The following is a 17,511-nucleotide window of genomic DNA, read 5'->3' as shown; positions in this document are numbered from 1 at the left end:
AGCGCCGCGAATGCTGCGCTGCACCAGAGTACGGACGGTTAATAGTTAAAGGAGATGGATACTGATGGAGCAGACCCCGGCTTATTCCACTTACTCTCTGGCTGCTTTGCGCGATTGTGCCGAGCGCATCGATAAAGAAAAATATCCTGACCGATATCAAGAAATCCTGCGGCTCCTCAATGATCCGACCCATTTGGCTGAGCAGCGATTAGAACAACAGTTATCTGCAGCGTCTTTGAAATACTCCACCTTTTGGCCCAGAGTAGGGGCTGTGGTTTGTGACGGTATTTTTTTTGCTTTTGTGCTTTACATCGAGTGCTTGCTACTGGGCGTTGAATATTCGATGCAAGATAAGTTTCTGCAAGCCTGCAATGCAGTGCAGGTGGCCATTTATACCATCATTATGCATGGCTGTTATGGTCAGACTTTAGGGAAAATGATGATGGATATTAAAGTGGTCAATGACGCAGACGAGGCGGACATCGGCATCTGGCAGGCGCTGCGACGTGAATCAGTGACCTTAGTTTTAAATATTCTTTGGGCGTTGATTGTTTTATTTGTTGCTGTGGTGATGGTGCTGGATGGTTTTGTGCCAGATCACATTAACTCTATGGTGCTGGGTTTTACTGTTATCGCAACCTGTTGGTTTGTTGCCGAGTTACTTACGATGTTACTGAATAAAAAACGTCGTTCTCTGCAGGATTTTATTGGTAAAACCGTGGTGGTCCGGGTAAATCAAACCGAATAAACGCACAAATTCGTTGGATCGGATTCAGTTTGTTAGTCCGATTCTTTTTTGCAGATCCGGCTTAAAGGCCGGATTTTTTTATGACAAGTCAGTTCAATTTTTATGCTGACCTGAAGCTGTCATGATTCGGACCTTAGACTGTTGTCTCTGATTTCCAATATTTCCGTCAAGGGATGTAACTTGGGGGAGTGTAACATTGGTTGTCAAAACCAGTATGGCAGTAGCAACTGCAGGAGCTCGAAACCAAGCCTGAAGCCTATTCTCAACTGACGCAACTGCATAAGTAATTTTCAGTTTGCTCGATGCCAATTGAAGCGGTTGGAGCCAGATGCGGACATAGTGTCCGGCTTGCCCTTGGTTGACTGGCTTGGGTCAGACTATCGACCATCTGCTAATGTCCAATCGCCTGTGCGCATGTTATGGTGAAATGACTCATAAAATGCTGCCGCATCGACGGCGCTGAAAAAGCCTGTAAGAAACAAGGAATCCAGCCCTATGCTTATCTTTTTTGTCAGTATTGCCATACTTATTCTTGGTTATAAATTCTATAGCCCTTTTGTTGAAAAACAGGCGGGCATTGATCCCAAAGCTGCCACACCTCAGGAACGTTTTAACGAAGGTGTCGACTATGTGGCAATTAGCCCGGTAAAAGCCTTTTTAATTCAGTTTTTAAACGTTGCAGGGGTGGGGCCTATTTTTGGACCTATCCTCGGTGCTGTGTATGGTCCTGTGGCTTTGGTTTGGATTGTGATTGGCAACATTATTGGTGGTGCTGTACACGACTATTTCTCTGGTGTGATGAGCATCAAGGAAGATGGTAAAAGTTTACCCGAAATAGCCGGCCATTATTACAACATTGTATTTAAAGGCTTTATGCTGGTGTTTACCGCCATGTTGCTGTTTTTTGTTGGTGTGGTTTTTATTATGAGCCCGGCCGGGCTCTTGAGTAATTTGTCTTACTTTGAAGGCACTTTTTTAGCCGGTAATACCTTTTGGGTGCTGGTGATCCTGCTGTATTACTTCCTTGCCACTTTGCTGCCTATCGATAAAATCATCACCAAGTTGTACCCGGCTTTTGGCCTGTTGATGATCGTGATGACGACTTTAATAGCGGCTGCTTTGTTGATGGAAGCACCACATTTACCTGCGGTCACTGATGTTTTTGCTTATTTTGAAGGCCACCATGAGCATGATTTTTTAACGCCCAACCCGGATGGTGCCCCCATCTGGCCTTTGCTGTTTTTAACTATTACCTGTGGTGCTATCAGTGGTTTTCACTCCACTCAGGCACCTATTATTGCCCGTTGTTTAACCAATGAAAAATACGTCCGGCCTGTGTATTACGGCGCTATGGTCTGTGAAGGCATAGTGGCTTGTGTTTGGGCTTTGGCTGGTATTGCCGCTTTTCCTGGCGGTTATGTGGAGTTAAAAGCTATGCTGGCTCAAGGTGGTCCGGGTTTAGTGGTCAATCACATAGCCACCAGCTATCTGGGCGTGTTTGGTGGTGTAATGGCGATACTGGCGGTGGCTGTATTCCCTATTACTTCAGGCGATACCGCCTTTCGCTCGCTGCGTTTAACCATAGTGGATGCGTTTAATATTCCACAAAGTCTGCGCAACAGACTGTTGTTGTCTGTGCCTATTCTGGCCATTGCTTACCTGATGACCTTATTGGACTTTTCACTGATTTGGCGCTATTTCGCGTTTTCTAATATGTTGTTATCCACCAGCGTATTGTGGCTGGCCACTAAGTACTTGTTTGACCGTGGTACCTTCCACTGGATTGTCAGTGTTCCTGCTGTGATAGGCACCAGTATGACGGTGGCTTATATTGCCACTGCTGGTATAGGTTTGAACTTACCTATGGACTACAGTAAGCCTATTGGGGTGCTGGTGGCTGTTGCCGGCTTGATTGGGCTGGTCATGGCTGATCATAAACGTGCTGCGCCAGCAGCTTAAGTTGGCTTCTTTGAATGAGAAAACAGCGGGCGAGCCCGCTGTTTTTGTTATTACTGCTCTTCTGTTTTTTTAGGTATTCAGGCTGTACTTTGTCTTCGAAACAAAGCTACCGCACTCAAGTTAATGCAGCTAAGGCCATAGACGTTGGTGTGTTTGTCTTATTCTCATTACAGGTTATCGCGATGCATCAGTTAGTTGTGCAGCTACGGATTTGAATCCAGGCGCTGGGCTCAATGCCGATAGATTCGGCGCTGCTGAAGTAAAGCTGGCACAACTCTGCTGCTGGCGTTGGGCTACGTGAAAGCAACCAGGCGTACTCCAGGGAGGGGCCAATGACCAGTGCCATGCTGTAATCAGCCTCTAGTTTGGCAATGTTGTAAGCACCGTAGAAAGGACCAAAAAAAGACACCTTCAGGCGACCTGTGTTGCTGTCTGCGACAAAATAGGCTTTGCCTTCCGCTTCTTGCCACTGATCGTCTTTTGCGTTGTAGCCTCTGTTGATCACTTTCACTCCGCCATCGTCACGTAAGCTGTAATTGGCTGTCACTTCCGTCAGTCCACGTTCGAAGCTGTGATCCAGCCTGGCTATTTCATGCCACTCTCCGAGGTAGTTATTCAGATTAAAGGGGCTGACAGGTGTCACCCCGGCTGGGATTTGGGTGCATGAACTGCTCAGTAATGCTGCGATCAGGGCGAGGACATAACGCATAACGACTCCTTTTATTTTTTGTACGTATCAAGCCTGGATCCATATCACAAGGCTAGTCATCTTTTTGTCCTTTTTTATACAGCATCGTCCCAGGTATTAGTGGCTTGCAAGATATTTTACTGCCGATAAGCCGATGGGAGCACTTCATATTCGACGGTGTTGTTCAAGAAGCTGTTGGTGTGCGCGTTAGACTATCGGTCAATAGCTGATGGATCTGCTGGCGTAACCAGCGTCTTAGCGGATCGTCCTGAGTTCTGGAATGCCAGACCTGGCTGATTTGTACTGCAGGCAATCGAACAGGGCAAGCCTTGATCAGTAATTCAGGGTTAGCCTTTTGCGCTATATCTGCCACTGATTTCAAACAGGTCAGCAGCAGGTCGTTGCCCGCTAGCACCTGAGCCGGTGCTAAAAATCCGGAAAGTCCGGCACAAACCTGACGTTTTAAACCTGATTTGGCCAACTCCTGATCCACCAGCCCATCCAGGTCCCCGGTCAAGGTCGTCACTATATGACGAGCCTTGCAATAGTTGTCCAGATTGAGCTGTTGTTGTGCCAGCGGATGTTGGGAACGCAACACCACCACAAAGTCTTCCGTCTGCAGTTTTTGCTGATAAAAACTCTCCGGCAAATCCCGGTAAAAGCCTGCGATCGCCAGATCACAATCGCCACGTTCTAGCTGTTGTTTTGGCAAAGTTCCCTGGGTATGGCGCATCACCAGTTGCACCTGCGGTGCTTGCTCTGTCAGCACAGCGAGTAAATTGGGTAGCAACAAACTTTCAATGTAATCCGTACTATAAATAACCAGTCGGTCTGCCTGAGCTAAAAAGTCAGTCCCGCTCTGATGCTGATAAAACCCCTCCAGCGAGGACACCAGGTGCAGAATATCAGTCGAAATACTGATGGCTTTGGGGGTTGGTGTTAAACCTCTGGCGGCCCGGACAAACAATGGATCAGCAAATTCATGACGTAATTTATTTAGCTTATGACTCAGCGCTGGCTGACTCAGATTCAATCGGGTCGCTGCTGAGCTGACATTCAGCTCTTCATACAGCACTTTAAACAGCAGTAATAAATTCAGATCTTTATTCTTAATATTCATAATTCGAATAACTACTATTAAATCAATTCACTTCTTTGTAGTTTAGCTCTGCTGCACACTAAGTACCATCCAATCGACAACCCAAGTTATAGCAAAGAGGTGAACTTATGAGATTATCAACACGCATGATACAACTGGGACTGGCAGCCGCTCTGGCACTAGGCAGCAGCTTCACTATGGCCGCGGAAAAAGTACTGATAGTGGTCACCAGTCACAGTCAAATGGGCACGACCGGTGAAAAAACCGGTTACTGGATGGGGGAGGTCACACACCCCTATAAAGAACTGGTAGATGCAGGTATTGAGGTGGATATTGCCAGCATTGCGGGTGGCAAAGCTCCTGTGGATGAGCGAAGCCTGGCAGAAGCAGATGCAACCAATCAGTGGTTTATGGCCAACAACCAACACAATACCAAGCTGCAGCAGACGCTGAAACTGGCTGATTTAACTGCCTCAGAGTACAAAGCGGTATTGTTCGCCGGTGGTCATGGCACTATGTGGGATTTTCCGCAAGACAAAGTGTTGCAGCAATTCGCGGCCGATATCTATCAAAACAACGGCATAGTGGCCGCAGTCTGTCACGGTCCAGCCGCTTTATTGAATATCAAACTGGCGGATGGACGCTACCTGATCGCGGGTAAACAAGTCACAGGTTTTACTAACGCTGAGGAGGAGCAGGTGAAACTGACTCAAGTCGTCCCCTTCTCTTTGCAGGACCAATTGGTACAACGTGGTGCTCATTTCAATGCCGCAGCCAACTGGCAAGCCAAAGTCGTGGTGGATCAACGACTGGTGACAGGTCAGAACCCACAATCTGCCGCTGCTGTAGGCCAGGCTATGGTCAGTTTGTTAAAGGCGAAATAACGCTGCAGCCCCGGACTTTGGCAAAGTGCGGCTGCTTGCACAGCCTGGCGAATCGCCTGTGTTCATCAAAGCTTCGCGCTGTTGTCACAGTTTTGTCAACTTAGATCTGCATGCTGGTCGGGCTTAAACTTGTTGCATGCATCACTGTTCCTGGTGATTTCCGGGCCCTTGTAAGGGCCCTTTTTTATTCATTTTATCCTTATGTTCTGCAGCTCAGCGCAGATGCTGTGTAACCTGGGGTATCACTGCTGGTGTCAAAAAAAAGACTGTTTTTTGTCTCATATAAAGGTAAAAAGACGTTGTCTTTATTCTCATTCCACTGAAAACACTACTTTTTTTTCAAGGTTACAATACAATTTCAGGCGCTGCTACTATACTGAGCGCGGATATCCAGCGCCTGCTGTGTGCCCGTTTCAGCAGGCTTTTCGGCTGTTCTGCATTTTTTAGCCCTGAGGATCAACAAAGACGTGAAGATCAAACTTGTTGCTGCTGCTGTGCTTTGGACTGGTTGTGCCTTAGCAACAGAAGTGGTAACTCATCCCGCCGTGCCTATGGACCAGCTAACCGTGACTCAGCTGCGCGGTATCTATTCCATGCGGCAGCAAAACTGGCCCGATGGCACTGCGGTCCGGGTCTTTGTGTTGCCAGCGAAAAACCCGATACATCAGACCTTTACCAAAGAAAAACTACAGATGTTTCCGTACCAATTGGACAGGATCTGGCAAAAAATAACATATTCAGGTTTAGGGGCTGCACCCGTTGTATTGACCTCTGAGCAGCAGATGCGCGAAATGGTAGCTACTACCGAAGGTGCAATCGGTTATATCGAGAATTCAGATGAACTATCCAAGCTTAAAGTCATTCGTGTTACGCAGTAAGCTATGTCTTGTACTGCTGCTGGGCTCTGTCGTACAGGCGCAGGCAGAAGGACTTGCAACAGATAAAGTGCGTTGGCATGGTTTTATTTCACAGGGCCTGATCCAGGCTCCTGAAACCAACTTTGTCAATCTGGATGACAGTATCTCCGCTGAACTGACCGACATTGGCGTCAATATGTCCTGGGCTTTGTCGGATCGTTTACGATTGGCAGGTCAGGTGGTGTATTTGGATGGTGGCCGGCGGTATACCAAAGGGACCCGGCTGGATTACCTGTTTTTAGATTGGACCTTGCACAGCGATTTTGATTGGCGACTGGATATGTTTGTCGGTCGTTTTAAAAATCAGCACTGGCTTTACTCCGCAACCCGCGATGTGCCTTTTACCCGCAATGCGATCGTGTTACCACAATCTGTTTATTTTGATTCCTTCCGTGATATTGCCGTGGGTAGTGACGGTTTGGCTTTTAAAGTGACTCGTACCACCAGCCTGGGTGAAGTGGAACTGAATTGGAGTTGGGGAGCCACCAACTTAAGCAAAGAGCAAAGCCAAATTCTGCTGAGTCAACTGGCGCAAGGGGATGCGGAACAAGACTATGTGCATCAGGCGAGTTTATTCTGGCGTCCGGACCAATCGGCCTGGCAGCTTGGTATCTCGTTGCTCGATTCAGATTTTACCTATGAAAAAGCTGAGCAGGATTATTACAGCGATGGTGCTATGACGGTGCAAAGGGTGATGTTCAATGGCCGGTATGCAGCAGAGTATTGGGAGCTAAGCAGCGAATGGGTGCAGGAACGACTGGATATCCGTGATTTTTATGCTCCGGGTTTTACACGTAACAGTTTTAGTCAGGGCTGGTACCTGCAAGGTCGCTACAATCTGTTACCCAGAACCTGGGCATTGCTGGGCATAGATTTATTTGATTTGGATAAAGACGACCGTAGTGGTCGTCAGTTCTCTGCGAGTACCGGCGGTTTGGTGCCTGCTTATTTTGCTTACCAGGATGATCTGACTTTAGGCTTGACCTATGATTTTAAAGATAATCTTCGTTTAACTATGGAACACCACTGGGTCAAAGGCACCGCCCGTCTCGCCTATCCTGTGATGCCCGATCTGCAATACAACACCTCTGAATACTGGCAAATGTGGGCGATGCAACTGATGTACTGGTTTTAATTTTTATGCGGCCTTTTGTGTTTCGTTTACCCTGGAAAATTTTGCTGGCGACCATCAGCGCTCTGTTGTGTATGACCGTACTGCAAACCAGTCTCGGTCTGATGCGGATGAGCGAAGAATTTGATCGGCAACAGCAAGTCAAACGCGAGTCGGCCAGACAACAGTATTTGCAGCAAAACGCCATTATAGAGCAGCAGTTGAGGGTTTGGCTGGAGAGTTTTTCTGATCTGGTCAAGCTAAGCCAGCAAGCCGATTTTTCCTCTTTTGTGCAGCGTTTGGCCGAACAAAGCGCCAATATGCAATTGCACCTGAATATTGAGCAAATCTGGCTCCATGACAGTTCAATGCAATTGCTGTTCAGTAGCGGTCAGCAAACACCTTATTTTTCAGCCGAACTGGTACAAAAAGTACTGAAACAACAAAGTCCTCTGACGGCCAATTTGTGCGTGCAGTTTTGTGTCAAACAACTGAGTTTACCTGTATTAAATAGCGCAGGCGAAGTGGCGGTGATGACAGTCACCACCACCTTGGTTGATATTTTGTCGGCGTTGCATCAGAGCTTAAACTCAGACGTGGCGCTGATCCGCGCCAGCAGAGCGGCGTCGGGGGCAATCAGGCGTGAGTTAATTTCCAGCTCAAACCCGGAGTTAGTCAAAGCACTGCTGCAAAAAGTCTCTGATCTGGAGGCTGATTTGGCCTTAACCAAAGGGCTGGAGCTGCAATACAACGGGCAGGAGTATCTGATCTCTGCATTTGAAATGCAAAGTAAGGGCATGTACCTGACTGTGGTTGACAACATCAGTGAGTTTGTCGACACCAATAACGGCTATCGTCGTCAGTTGCTGGTGACTTCAGTGATCCTGTTTGGCTGTATGGTGATATTGGTGTATCTGATCATGCGGCGGATCAGTCTGAGGCTAAAAACTTTGACTCAAGCTTTGCCTTTGCTTTCGCAAAAACAATATGCAGGCTTTCGTCAGCAAAGTCATTTTCAGCGCAGCTTATGGCCGGACGAAGTGGATTTATTGCGCCAGGCTGCTGAAGAGCTGAGTGTTGAGCTAGAACAACTGAACCATAAAGTTGAGCAGCATACCCATGAACTTGAAAAAGTGGCGATGTATGATTTGCTGACCACTTTACCAAACCGGAATATGTTGCAGTATCAGTTGGAACGGATGCTCAGCAGTCAAAGCACAGAGAAAAAGTTTCTGGCGGTGCTTTTTGTCGATTTAGATGACTTTAAACGTATTAACGACAGCTTAGGCCATGCCTATGGCGATAAGCTGTTAAAACTGGTGGCGTTAAGGTTGAAAGACTGCTGCAGAGCTAATGATCTGTTATGCCGTTTTGGCGGAGATGAATTTGTTTTTGTGCTGCCACAGTTAACGGATGTCGACACGCCGTTTCATCTGGCCAGCCAAATTCTGCAGCGTATTCAACAGCCTTTGACCATTGATCAGCAAAACTTTGTGATGACCGCCAGCATAGGTTTAACCATGAGTATTGATGGATCGGTGATTTCTGATGATTTAATACGTCAGGCTGATTTGGCCATGCATGAAGTTAAACTCAATGGTGGCAATGGGGCCCAGGCCTATAACCTTGATATGTACCAGCGTGTGCAACAACGGGTGTTACTGGAGCAGGATTTAAAACAAGCGCTGCAACTTAACCAATTCAGTATCAGCTTCCAGCCGCAAATGACGATAGCAACGGGCGCTTTATATGGCTTTGAGGCGTTGATCCGCTGGCGTCATCCGGTGCGGGGTATGGTTCCGCCTGATGAGTTTATCCCTGTACTGGAGCAGTCCAGACAAATAGTGCCCTTGGGTTACTGGATTATTGAGCAGTGCATGCAGCAGTGTCTGAGCTTATTGCACAGCGGTTGGCATCATTTCCGTATAGCTATTAATTTATCGGCTGAGCAGTTTGTTGACCCCGATCTGATCCCAACCTTAAAACGGCTATTGGACAAATATGAGTTGCAGGGGTCCTATTTTGAACTGGAGCTGACAGAGCGCACTTTAGTGCAAAGTATTGAGACTATGCTAACCATCATGCCGCAAATTAAAGCCATGGGTATTCATTTTGCGATTGATGATTTTGGCACAGGTTATTCGTCGTTAAGTTATCTGAAAAAAATGCCGATGGACTGCATTAAAATCGATAAAAGCTTTTTGTCCGGTATGTTGGAGAATGCCGCCGATTTCCAAATCATCGCCTCGACCATAGCTATGGTGCAAAAGCTGCAGTTGCAGGTTGTGGCTGAAGGGGTGGAAACCCGCGAGCAACTGGAGTTGCTGCGCCAACAAGGCTGTGACATCGCTCAGGGGTATCTGATCGCCCGACCCGTGCCACAAGCCGAACTTGCAGGCTTTTTAGAAGAGCATTTCCCGAAAGGAATGTGGCGGGGGCAGAACCTTGGTTCTGCCCCTCATATGAGTGTTGATAGCAAAAGATAACAACGAGCTGTGCTTGCCTCAATCCCTGAGCTATGGCTGGCTGGAATGATGTTTACACTCAGATTACAGCGCCAGAGTTCTGCTCTTGATTAACGACATAGCTGCCCCTGTTGAATATAAGGATTCAGAATAGGGGCCATGCCTTTGAGCACTTGCAGCGGTAAAGCTGAAGTAAAACTAAAATCCTCAGCCTCTTTACCCGGTACAAAAGCCGTCAGCGTACCAAAATGATTATCACCCAGATAAAACACAAAAGTAGCAGTTCGGTTGATAGTGGTCGCCTGTACTGTACGTCCACGGATCACCTGGGTCGCCATCTTGTTGTCACCTGTGCCCGTTTTACCGCCTATGACTAAAGGTGAACCATCTGCCTTGCTGAACGAACCTTGCAAACGACGGGCTGTACCGCCGTCAGCAACCTGCGACAAGGCAAAACGTAAGGCTCTGGCGACTTCAGGTTTCATCACTCTTTTAGCTTCATGTGGCTGATACTTCAGTTTAACCTCATACGGCGTATTGGCAGCAAAATGCAGCTGATCTACCCTGACTGTAGGTAATAACAGGCCATCGTTCTGAATAATACCAATCAGCTCAGCCAAAGAAGCAGGTCTATCTCCTGAGCTTCCCAGTGCCGTACCCAGTGAAGGCACCAAATGGTCAAAAGCGTAGCCCAGCTTTTTCCAGCGCTGATGAATATCAAGAAAGGCTTCGACTTCCAGCATAATCCGGATCCGCGTATCACGGGCACTGCGGTTTGAAGTTTTAAACAACCAACGGTATACCTGCTGGCGCTGCTCTGCTGAAGCCTCCACTGCTTCTTTGAAGGTGGCTTGCGGGTTTTTCTGCATAAAGCTAAGCAACCACAATTCCAGCGGGTGCACCCTGGCTATATAGCCCTGGTCCATCAGGCTGAATTTACCCGGGCCGTATTTGTTGTACAGCTCGTCTATATCTTTAACCGTCAGATTTTCTTCTGGCAGACGCTGCTGCAGAAAAGCACTGAATGTAGCGAAGTCAGAGTCAGGTAATAAATAACGATGCACGGCAGCCAGCCGATCCGGCGTTTGTTTTAAGCCTTCAAAAAAGGTCGTTAGACGGTCTTCCTCGGTTTTCTTCTGGTACTTGCGCCAGAAACGCTGCAGGAAGGCGCTGCCTTCTTTATCCGCAAAACGGCGCAAGTAATCTTCACGACGCGGATCTTTATCATTTTTCAACAGCAGTGATGTACTGCCTGCGGTTTGGTAGCTGCTGCTGTACGCCACAATATCCCGCATCAGACGGACAAAAGGTAGGTTGATCGATTCTTTGAGTGACTCAAGCACAGTCGGAACCCGGCTATCTTCTTTTTTCTGGAAGTTATTAAACACCTGCAAGCCACCACCGGTAAAAAAGCGCTCCGCAGGCGAAGCAGAGTAGGTGCGTTGCAGGGCTGCATCCAGCATTTTTGACAAGTCCCGGTCTGCGGTATGTGCCATGTAAGTGGCAGCCCAGCGTGTGATGTGGTCATTCGGGGCTATCTCAAGATTCAACAGGTTCTCTGGCAGCTCATCGATAAAGGCATCATGTAGCTCAGCCACAATTTCCAGATAGGTTGTCAGGACTCTCAGTTTAGCGGTAGACCCCAGTTCCAGTTTACTGCCTTCGTTTAAGTCAAAAGGCTGGTCTGTATTGTCGGTTTGGACCCGCACCCTGTTGCCACTTGGTGTTTTTTCAAACAGGGTAAAACTATAGGTGACTTTATCTGTGTTATTGGCGCTTAACAGTTTCTCACCCAGAAGTCCGACTTTTTCAGCAACCACAGGGGAAGCCAAACTATTGAGGTAATGACTGACTTTTTGCTGCAGTTCGTGATGCAAGGATACCTTGGCGGTTAAATCCAGTCGGTCCAGATCATACAACTGTTGATTCAGCAAGGTACCGAGACGGCCGCGGGCCACGTTAATGCCTTTGAGGGTTTGAGCATCTTGTTTGATACCCGCAGCTTTACCCCCCTTAAACAACAGACGCTGTGACATGGCCGACTCGGCTAATTCTTTATCTATCACCCCGGCATTAGCCAGTATTCGTAAATGGCTGTTGGTAAGTTCTTCTAAATCATCATGGCCTTGCAGCAGGTAATAAGAAGGGCGGCGCTGGGCTATCATTAATGCCAACACCTGACGTAATGCCAAACCCCGTAAGCTTTTATTTTGCTCTGTAGGTTCTGCATTCAGGACCTGATTAAAACGACCAAAGTCGGTACCAAACCAGGCCCATAATGCATCACCCACGCCATGTACTTCGCCAAAACCGGGGGCTGAGGACAAAGGGACCGAGTTTAAGTAATCCAAAATGATTTCGTGTCGGGTTAACGAGGTATCGGCACCATAGCGGTAAGCCCGCACTGAACCTGAGACCATCTGTAAGAATTTATCAGTAAAACTCTGAGTTAAGCCCTGAGGTGAATGCCGGTATTTTTCAATCTGAGTGGCCAGCGTACTGCCCCCGGCAGACTGACCTTCCAGATTTAACACCTTCGTGACCTGAGACATGGCCGCCATCATAAAACGTGGCCAATCGACAGCAGGGTTTGCCCGGGCTGGCGAAGTTAATAGCTTACGGTTTTCTATAAATAACAGCGTATTACGCACCACGGCAGGTACGTCAGCCGGGTGAGCATAGACCCGCTGCGGATGAGAAAAAGAGAACAATTCCTCATTGCGGCAATCACCAATTAATAAGCCGCCCTGAGCTTTTTCGCGGTAAGGCGGAAAAAAACCAAGCTGGGTATAAAACAGCAACTCAGGTGAAAACGCTGCTTGTTGCTCAATTACAAAATTATTTTGTGTCAGGCGTGGAATAAACTTCGATAACTTCGAATACCCCAGGCGCTGATCAAAAGGCCCAGCAATGGGATAAGACACCTGTTCTGTGGCACCGGACTGGAGCTGGTAGGTCAGTTTTTTGGCATAAAGACTAATTTCTGTCGATTGATAATGGGCAGTATGTAACTCGTAGGCGACCAGCGCTCCACCTGAAAGCACTAACAAGACCAATAACGAGGGGATCAGACTGCGACGAGGCGGTTTCGCTGCAGTGGTCGGCTGCACTGACGGTCTTTCGTCACGGTAGTTATCAAACTGCATTTGATTCAAATCTGGTGGGGATGACAAGTTCTTATCCATGAGTTCAGGCATCTGCCATATCGGGCGATTTTAACTGGTCTAGGTTAGATTTGCAGCTGAATTTTGTTGAACTTTGTTGATCAAACATACTGATTTGTTTCCATTTACTACTTTTTTTCTGGTTTGATCTCTGAATCAGGCGATAAAACCTGCGCAGAGAACCATAATTCAAGACTTTTCCTGAATTGCGGGTCAGTCTTCACTTTGGGCAGGACTGTGTTGATAAGTTCAATCTGCTGTCGCCCCCAGTCGCTGTTACTGCAGCCTATGGCTCCTGCGACAGGTTGAGTTAACTCCGCCAGAGGCACATACACCAGGCCTTTTGCCTGCTCTGGTGCGGTTTTAGTCAGGTAGGTCAGAATAATGTCGTAATCAAGAGTGAAATCAATCCGACCACTTTGGATCATGTTCAGCAACGCGACAGGACCGTCATCACCAGAGCGAACTAAGCTTCTTTCCCGATATGGAGCCAGTACTGACTCCAGCTCACCATACCTGCGACCTGCGGCTAAACCCAGTTTAAAGGTTGGATTGGCCAGTAAATGGGCCAGCACTAGGGGACGACCGAATTGCTCAGAGAAGTGGTTGGCCAGCGCTGTACGGGTAATCACACCTTGTGGCCTGTAGTCATGGGTCGGTTGGCTGAACACTGCCGTTTCCGTAGGTTGGCTGCGGTGGATCATACAAGGAAAGCACAGCGGTTCTTTATTGTTCAGTGCCTGATGGATGCGGGTTTGTGGCATGACCAGGATCTGGTGTTTGAGTTGAGGCAAATGCTGCCGAAGACTGTCTAACAGCTCATCGCAGATGCCCTGATGAGCAAAAGGTCCAGCGGTAATGTGAAAAGGAGGTGCTGTGTTGATTGCCCAGCTTAGCAGAGGTTTGGCTGTATTTGCAGGGACATTGCTGCTTAGCAACAAGGCCACCAGCGCTACCACATATCGCATCTGCAGCATGCCTACGTCTTTTTAACATCTTGTTAATCTAACCAATGCATCGCATAAGGACAAGGTTTAATTCAGTTCAGCCTGCACCGGCTGAACTGAATTTTTCAGTGAAAACTGCGATTAATGGTGGTGATGACCACCAACGCCGTGGGCATGACCATGTTCAAGTTCTTCAGCAGAAGCTGCACGAACATCCATCACTTCAATATCAAAACTTAAGGTTTTACCCGCCAATGGGTGGTTGGTATCCACCTCCGCTTTAAACATTCCTACTTTCACCACAGTGACCTGACGCTGGCCTTGTTCTGTGTTGACCACAGCCACCATACCTGGTTTCCATTTTTTTGCACCCATCAGATGTTTGACCTGAACACTTTGAATTGCATCTTCAGTGCGCTCACCATAGGCATCAGCCGGAGCCAAAGTAATTTGAAATTTATCCCCGGCCTGATGACCTTCCATGGCTTTTTCTAAACCTTCAATCAGGTTGCCATGGCCTTGCAGGTACAAAACCGGGTCCTGACTTCTGGAGTTTTCTAACAGGCCCGTCTCGTCCGATAAGGTGTAGTGGAACTGAACTACAGTGTCTTTGGTAATTTGCATGATCTGTTATCCGCTGCTTGCTGAAAAATGGCCGCTATTATTACGCAACCAGCCGGTGGGGTCGACTTTTTTATGTTGACAGAAAAAGCGGATGCCTAAAGCAGCCGCGATTGCAGGTACGGGCAGCCTGACCGGACTTTCAGAACCTCAGCTACGAACAGGCGGTACAGGATGAGTCTGAGCCCAGCTTAACGGGTCCAATGCGTAAAACGAGCGTAGCTGTTGATACAACGCCGGGTGCTGTGCGGCAAATAACTCGGGCTGTTCAAAAAAGACTTCGGAAATCACCGCAAAAAATTCAGCCGGATTAGTGGCTGCGTAAGCATCAAATAAAGTGGGTAAGCCAAGTGCCAATTGTTGTTGCAATTGCGCATATTCATGGGATAAAACCAAAGCCCACTCCTTATAGGACTCAGCACTGTTCAGCTCCGGTGCCCCCGTTGCCTGACCTTTGAGTTGATCCAATTGATGGGCAAACTCATGGATCACCAGATTATGCCCATCATTGCAAATAGCCGCAGATTTTAAGGTATCCAGCCAGGATAAAATAATCTGACCTGTTTGCCAGGATTCGCCCAACCGTATTTGCGCCATTTCACTGACGATTCCGGCATGATCTGCTTGCTGCGTTGGCACCACAAAAGCGGCGGGGTAAATCAGGATCTGCTTGAGTTTGGGATAATAATGGGCAGGTTTATTTAATAACAATAAACAAGCCTGAGCTGCTATGGTGACCTTCATCTCGTCGGTGACAGTTAAACCAGCACAACCTATAAATTGCTTTTCAGCGACAAACACCAGGATCAGCTTTTTCAGTTGCAACTGCAAGTCGGCGGGCAATGCACGAAAATAAGGCATACGCTGTTTTAAAATTTGCCGCCATGACGACGGAAAAGGCCGTTGCTGAATTTTTTTCCGCCGGTATTGCCGCCAGACTGGTGGCAAAAATATCGCGGCTAACACTGATAAGGTCAGTATGGTTAAGAACACTAGAGGCACTGTAGTTGCTCCACGGGTGGTGTACCAAAGCTGTTATGGCGCCACTGTGAGTAAATTCAAGTCCAGACTGAGCGAACAGGTTGCGTCCTGACGGAAAAAAACTATACCCTTTGCAGATGAACCCATGAAAGAGTCTGCTGATGAATCTGTTTCAACTGAATTTATATCCCGGTTTAGTCCACTCCATTTTATGGCAGCTACGTGATCCGCAGATCCAAAAAGATCGGCTGCGTTTTAAGTTTAACCTCGAGCGGCTGGGATTTTTACTGGCGGCTGAACTGGCTAAAACTTTGCCTGTGCATCAGGTTGAGGTTCACACCGTGCTGGGTTCAACCAAAATAGAGGTACCGACCCAGCCTCCGGTGTTAGTGACGATCTTAAGGGCTGGCCTGGCCTTTTATCAGGGCTTTGCCAATGCTTTTGATCAGGCAGACAGTGGTTTTATCGGGGCTTATCGGGTTGAGGGCGATAGGGCGGAGCAGTTGGAAATCCGGATGAACTATGCGGCTTTGCCTGATTTAACAGGCCGGGATCTGATTTTAATCGACCCTATGCTGGCGACGGGGGGCTCCTTACTGAAGGTCTGGCAACTGATCGCAACTCAGGCCAATCCCCGCTCAGTACATGTGGTGGCAGCTATTGCTGCGCCTGAGGGAGTGGAGGCGTTACGTCAGCATCTGCCCGAACACAGTTATTTATGGTTAGGTGCGCTGGATCAGTATCTAAACGAGCAGGCCTATATAGTACCTGGCCTGGGAGATGCCGGAGATTTATGTTTTGGTCCTAAACTCTGAGCCGGGTGATGGCATAAACCCGCCGTATCAGGGCGTTTTCTCCGCTAATGGTTGACGGATCATCCATTGTTGTTTCGGCGCTATGATTTGCTGTAGGGGCAATTGGTCGATACCTGGTCTGTCTAAAATTTTGATATGTGGACTGACCTGCCTGGCGTAGGGGTGTTTTTCCAAAATCCGTAGCGCTAAATCTATGCTGATCCGGGCCTGGATCACTGGCGAGTCTGTGGCTGCAGCTAATATCTGTCCCTGCTGGATAAGCCTTACCACCTCCGGATTGGCGTGGTAAGCCATCACCTGAGTTTGGCTCAAATTCTCGGCCGCAATGAAGTGCTGAGTCACAGCAGCCGCTACTGCATTGGCCAGGACATAGTGAGGCTGCTGACGGCCAAACAGTTGCCTGACTAAGGTGGCTTGGGAAAAATTATCGGTAGCACCGTAGCCGCCATGCAGCAGCGTCATCCGGCTGCCGGTTAATTGCTGGTGTAAACCCTGCTCAGCATCCTGTACCCAGGCGGCCTGAGCCGGGCCTGGAAACCAGGCAAGCGTAGCGGCTTGATGCTGGCTGTGTTCGAGCAGGTAGCGAATACTGGTTGCCGCCATATCGGCAAAAGAGACGGTAGAGCGGGCTGTGATCGCGTCACTCTTTATGCCATTAATCAAATCAATGACAGGAATACCAGAACTTTTTAACTGTAACACTAAATCATTTAAACCCTCACTGGAGATAGCGCCAATAATCAGCGCGTCCGCTTTATTCGTGACACAGTCGAGCAATTGCCGGCGTTGGCGCGGTAAGTTTTCATAGCCTCCGGCTTCGTAAATACCTAAGTGCGCGCCCTGGCGTTTCGCCTCTTCCGCCAGCCCCCAGGATACACCCCACCAATAATGGTCTTTGCCATGGGGCAACAAAGCACAGAGCCGCCAGACTTGAGTGACTTTCTGCAGCGGCTGATACTGCAGTTTCTTCCCATCAGCTTGTACGTCAACAGGGAATCAATCCTGCTGTGCAGATACCGCACTGCTGATTATCAGACTGATGCTGAAATACAGGTTTTGCATGAAATCTCCTTTTTGACTGATTAAAATTAGAAGAGATTTCAATGATATGC

General features: G+C 48.1%; 14 protein-coding genes. 7 read left to right on the top strand and 7 right to left on the bottom strand.

All coding sequences use genetic code 11. From position 1 onward, the window contains the following. The first annotated feature begins 64 nt into the window (after positions 1-64). Both SD53_RS05185 and SD53_RS05180 read left to right on the top strand, forming a co-directional pair. On the top strand, positions 65-748 hold the full coding sequence (locus tag SD53_RS05185) for an RDD family protein (protein ID WP_046519158.1): 684 nt from the start codon (positions 65-67) through the stop codon (positions 746-748). A gap of 495 nt (positions 749-1,243) precedes the next feature. Continuing rightward, positions 1,244-2,707: a carbon starvation CstA family protein gene (locus SD53_RS05180; RefSeq protein ID WP_046519157.1), complete on the top strand. Its 1,464-nt coding sequence runs from the start codon at positions 1,244-1,246 to the stop codon at positions 2,705-2,707. A 187-nt stretch (positions 2,708-2,894) separates the two neighbouring features. Here SD53_RS05180 and SD53_RS05175 read toward each other — a convergent pair whose 3' ends face one another. Beyond that, positions 2,895-3,416, bottom strand: a complete 522-nt coding sequence (locus SD53_RS05175; protein WP_046519156.1) for a lipocalin family protein — start codon at positions 3,414-3,416, stop codon at positions 2,895-2,897. 163 nt (positions 3,417-3,579) lie between these two features. Further along, a complete protein-coding gene (locus tag SD53_RS05170) occupies positions 3,580-4,515 on the bottom strand; it encodes a LysR family transcriptional regulator (RefSeq protein ID WP_046519155.1) in 936 nt (311 codons plus the stop codon). Between the two features lie 107 nt (positions 4,516-4,622). Here SD53_RS05170 and SD53_RS05165 point away from each other — a divergent pair, with 107 nt between their 5' ends. The 4 genes from SD53_RS05165 to SD53_RS05150 all read left to right on the top strand — a co-directional run bounded on the left by SD53_RS05165 (position 4,623) and on the right by SD53_RS05150 (position 9,892). Further along, a complete protein-coding gene (locus SD53_RS05165) occupies positions 4,623-5,378 on the top strand; it encodes a type 1 glutamine amidotransferase domain-containing protein (protein ID WP_046519154.1) in 756 nt (251 codons plus the stop codon). Between the two features lie 467 nt (positions 5,379-5,845). Beyond that, entirely contained in the window at positions 5,846-6,256 is a 411-nt protein-coding gene (locus SD53_RS05160) for a substrate-binding domain-containing protein (RefSeq protein WP_046519187.1), read from the top strand. Further along, the gene (locus tag SD53_RS05155) at positions 6,216-7,430 is read left to right on the top strand and encodes a hypothetical protein (RefSeq protein WP_046519153.1); all 1,215 of its coding nucleotides are present in this window, start codon (positions 6,216-6,218) and stop codon (positions 7,428-7,430) included. Before SD53_RS05160 ends, SD53_RS05155 begins: the two co-directional genes overlap by 41 nt. Before the next feature lie 5 nt (positions 7,431-7,435). After that, the gene (locus SD53_RS05150; RefSeq protein WP_046519186.1) at positions 7,436-9,892 is read left to right on the top strand and encodes a bifunctional diguanylate cyclase/phosphodiesterase; all 2,457 of its coding nucleotides are present in this window, start codon (positions 7,436-7,438) and stop codon (positions 9,890-9,892) included. A gap of 89 nt (positions 9,893-9,981) precedes the next feature. Here the strand turns inward: SD53_RS05150 and SD53_RS05145 are convergent, their stop codons facing one another. From SD53_RS05145 to SD53_RS05130, 4 genes are all read right to left on the bottom strand, one after another. Then, positions 9,982-13,044 carry a transglycosylase domain-containing protein gene (locus tag SD53_RS05145; RefSeq protein WP_241481753.1) on the bottom strand — a complete coding sequence of 1,021 codons (3,063 nt, stop codon included), beginning with the start codon at positions 13,042-13,044 and terminating at the stop codon, positions 9,982-9,984. A gap of 119 nt (positions 13,045-13,163) precedes the next feature. Next, positions 13,164-14,012 carry a TIGR02285 family protein gene (locus SD53_RS05140; RefSeq protein WP_052749260.1) on the bottom strand — a complete coding sequence of 283 codons (849 nt, stop codon included), beginning with the start codon at positions 14,010-14,012 and terminating at the stop codon, positions 13,164-13,166. Between the two features lie 111 nt (positions 14,013-14,123). Beyond that, the gene (locus SD53_RS05135) at positions 14,124-14,606 is read right to left on the bottom strand and encodes an FKBP-type peptidyl-prolyl cis-trans isomerase (RefSeq protein WP_046519151.1); all 483 of its coding nucleotides are present in this window, start codon (positions 14,604-14,606) and stop codon (positions 14,124-14,126) included. A 147-nt stretch (positions 14,607-14,753) separates the two neighbouring features. Then, complete coding sequence (locus SD53_RS05130) at positions 14,754-15,605, bottom strand: M90 family metallopeptidase (RefSeq protein ID WP_046519150.1); 852 nt, start codon at positions 15,603-15,605, stop codon at positions 14,754-14,756. Positions 15,606-15,745: 140 nt separating this feature from the next. Here SD53_RS05130 and upp point away from each other — a divergent pair, with 140 nt between their 5' ends. Next, positions 15,746-16,399 carry a uracil phosphoribosyltransferase gene (upp, locus tag SD53_RS05125; protein WP_046519149.1) on the top strand — a complete coding sequence of 218 codons (654 nt, stop codon included), beginning with the start codon at positions 15,746-15,748 and terminating at the stop codon, positions 16,397-16,399. A gap of 27 nt (positions 16,400-16,426) precedes the next feature. On the opposite strand, the gene torT is transcribed toward upp, so the two are convergent. Then, on the bottom strand, positions 16,427-17,362 hold the full coding sequence (gene torT, locus SD53_RS05120; protein ID WP_082101780.1) for a TMAO reductase system periplasmic protein TorT: 936 nt from the start codon (positions 17,360-17,362) through the stop codon (positions 16,427-16,429). Positions 17,363-17,511: the final 149 nt, after the last annotated feature.

The organism is Rheinheimera mesophila, from assembly GCF_000986865.1.
Classification (GTDB): Bacteria; Pseudomonadota; Gammaproteobacteria; order Enterobacterales; family Alteromonadaceae; genus Pararheinheimera; species Pararheinheimera mesophila.
The sequence above is the reverse complement of the archived record's forward strand: the minus strand, read 5'-3'. Positions and strand labels throughout refer to the sequence as shown.

Excerpts from the sequence above, each read along its gene's own strand:
- SD53_RS05185 (WP_046519158.1), top strand. The coding sequence starts at position 65 with ATGGAGCAGACCCCGGCTTATTCCACTTACTCTCTGGCTGCTTTGCGC.
- SD53_RS05180 (WP_046519157.1), top strand. The coding sequence starts at position 1,244 with ATGCTTATCTTTTTTGTCAGTATTGCCATACTTATTCTTGGTTATAAA.
- SD53_RS05175 (WP_046519156.1), bottom strand. The coding sequence starts at position 3,416 with ATGCGTTATGTCCTCGCCCTGATCGCAGCATTACTGAGCAGTTCATGC.
- SD53_RS05170 (WP_046519155.1), bottom strand. The coding sequence starts at position 4,515 with ATGAATATTAAGAATAAAGATCTGAATTTATTACTGCTGTTTAAAGTG.
- SD53_RS05165 (WP_046519154.1), top strand. The coding sequence starts at position 4,623 with ATGAGATTATCAACACGCATGATACAACTGGGACTGGCAGCCGCTCTG.
- SD53_RS05155 (WP_046519153.1), top strand. The coding sequence starts at position 6,216 with ATGAACTATCCAAGCTTAAAGTCATTCGTGTTACGCAGTAAGCTATGT.
- SD53_RS05150 (WP_046519186.1), top strand. The coding sequence starts at position 7,436 with ATGCGGCCTTTTGTGTTTCGTTTACCCTGGAAAATTTTGCTGGCGACC.
- SD53_RS05140 (WP_052749260.1), bottom strand. The coding sequence starts at position 14,012 with ATGCTGCAGATGCGATATGTGGTAGCGCTGGTGGCCTTGTTGCTAAGC.
- SD53_RS05135 (WP_046519151.1), bottom strand. The coding sequence starts at position 14,606 with ATGCAAATTACCAAAGACACTGTAGTTCAGTTCCACTACACCTTATCG.
- upp (WP_046519149.1), top strand. The coding sequence starts at position 15,746 with ATGAATCTGTTTCAACTGAATTTATATCCCGGTTTAGTCCACTCCATT.